Origin of the sequence: Streptomyces sp. SID3343, assembly GCF_009865215.1 — a bacterium.
Taxonomy (GTDB): Bacteria; Actinomycetota; Actinomycetes; order Streptomycetales; family Streptomycetaceae; genus Embleya.
The window spans coordinates 1-1,931 of record NZ_WWJX01000020.1; the positions used below are offsets into that span (position 1 = coordinate 1).

Annotated in this window: 3 protein-coding genes and 1 pseudogene; all 4 read left to right on the forward strand. The window is 71.4% G+C overall.

Features of this window, described 5'->3' with window-relative positions:
- Positions 1 to 435 (forward strand): RHS repeat-associated core domain-containing protein (locus GT354_RS00740; protein WP_161354177.1); only part of this gene is annotated, 435 nt, incomplete at its 5' end.
- A gap of 34 nt (positions 436 to 469) precedes the next feature.
- On the forward strand, positions 470 to 610 hold the full coding sequence (locus GT354_RS00745) for a hypothetical protein (protein WP_161354178.1): 141 nt from the start codon (positions 470 to 472) through the stop codon (positions 608 to 610).
- A gap of 168 nt (positions 611 to 778) precedes the next feature.
- Positions 779 to 1,372, forward strand: a complete 594-nt coding sequence (locus GT354_RS00750) for a hypothetical protein (RefSeq protein ID WP_161354179.1) — start codon at positions 779 to 781, stop codon at positions 1,370 to 1,372.
- A 28-nt stretch (positions 1,373 to 1,400) separates the two neighbouring features.
- A pseudogene (locus GT354_RS53260) lies at positions 1,401 to 1,931 on the forward strand (hypothetical protein); the annotation flags it as partial.

Genomic DNA, 1,931 nt, shown 5'->3' on the forward strand with positions numbered 1-1,931 from the left:
CTCCGCTACACGAGCACCTACCTCGACACCACCGGCCTGTACAAGACGGGCGCCCGCTACTACGACCCCACCGTCGCCCGCTTCACCCAACGCGACCCCGCCGGCAAGGAAGCCAACCCCTACGCCTACGCGACCGGCGACCCGATCAACCGAGCGGACCCCCTGGGGACATCGTCTCTCAAGAGCTGGGCCACCTCCGCGACGAAGAAGATCGGGCGGATGAACAATTATGCGACCCTTGCGCAGGGTGGCTGGGCCGTGCTGAACGGCGACTTCCGGGGAGCCGCGTCGGTGGCGGTGGGTTGGGGCGCCGGGGCGGCGGCCACGGCGGGCTGCACATACCTCACGGGCGGCGCGGGCGCAGTCCCGTGCTCCGTGGCCGGCAGCACCGTCGGAAACCTGGCTTCGTCGGCATTCGACGACGCCACCACCTGATCACGCACGTTCGTCTCGGCCCACAGGAGATGCTATGCAACCGCACGCAGGTGATATGGCAGGTCCGCTCATCATCGCCGGCGCCGGTGATGGGTTCCTCATGGTCATGGTGATTGTGACCGTCGTCGTGTTGATCGGATGTGGCGTGATGTGGCGCATACGCAACAAGCGCTGATCTCGTCCGCTGCCCCGTCGCTTCACTGACGGTGACATAGGAGAGACGGCCACCGGGTCGGGGCCGAACCCGGTTTTCCAGGGACCATTGGGGCTTCGGGAGGGCGCAGACACCCTGCGCTCCCCGAAGCCCCTGTCGTTGCGGGCGACGAAGGCGGAGAAGCTGCGCGTGCTGATGCCAGCGGCGGCGTCCCACGGGGATCTGCGGGTGGGTCGCGAGCAGAAACTCATCCGTGCCGCCGTGGAGCGTGCGACGCACCGTGATCTGGTCGAGTTGGACGTGCGCACGTCGGCCACCATGGGGGACCTACTCGACGGCATCACCCGGTTTCGGCCGCACGTGGCGGACTTCTCCGGTCACGGCAGCCAGGACCGGGTCGGCTTCGACCAGGACGTCGACGACTTCAACGAGGGCCTGGCCGTAACGGCCGGGGCGTTCGCTCGCGCCATCAAGGCAACCGACGAACCGCCGTTGCCGGTCCTGCTGAACTCGTGCCATTCCGCGGCCCAGATCGACGACCTGGTCGACGGCGTGGTCCCCTTCGCGATCGGCATGTCCGACGAGATCGGCGACGTCGACGCGATGACGTACGCGGCGCAGTTCCACGCCGCGGTCGCCGAGGGCCAGTCGATCGCCTCGGCCCACGCGTCGGGGCGGGCGGCGATAGAACTCGCCGGCATGGACGACCACGAACTGCCGACCCTGGCTTGGACCGCGGGCGTCGATCCCGGTGCAACCAAGCTCGTTCGGATGCCCGACTGACGGTGTCGGCGGTTCCGGCCGCGCCGCCGTGCCCGCGTCGGTCAGCGCCAACAGCCCGGCACCGACGGCCGCGTCGACCGCCGCGCCCAGGACCTCGGCCGCGGTGAACTTCCCGCAGGCCGCCAATTCGCGCACCAGGGCAACGGCCCGCGCCGGGTCGCCGCGCCACAACTCGGCGACCTCGTCACCGGCGCCCGCCATGTCGATGACCGCGCCCTGCTCCGCGGCCGGCAGCGGAACGGCCCAGGACACTCCGGGCTCCCCCACGATCTCCTGCGCCCGCGCCAACGCCACCCTCGCCGCGATCGTCCGCCCGGCCTGCTCCCGCTCCCCGTGCGACGGCGGCCGGCCACCGGGCCTCGTCCTCGGCCCGGGCCGCCTCCAGAAACGGGGCGACCGCGCGGCCGAGGCAGACGACCGACACGGGGTCCACCACGATCGCCTCCCGCCTGGGCGGGGCGTCGGCGACCGGCTGGTACACCGCCCGCGCCGCCGACCCACAGGCACCGACCGCCGTGGTCAGGGCGGCGATCAGCCGGGCATGGCGACGTCGGCGGGC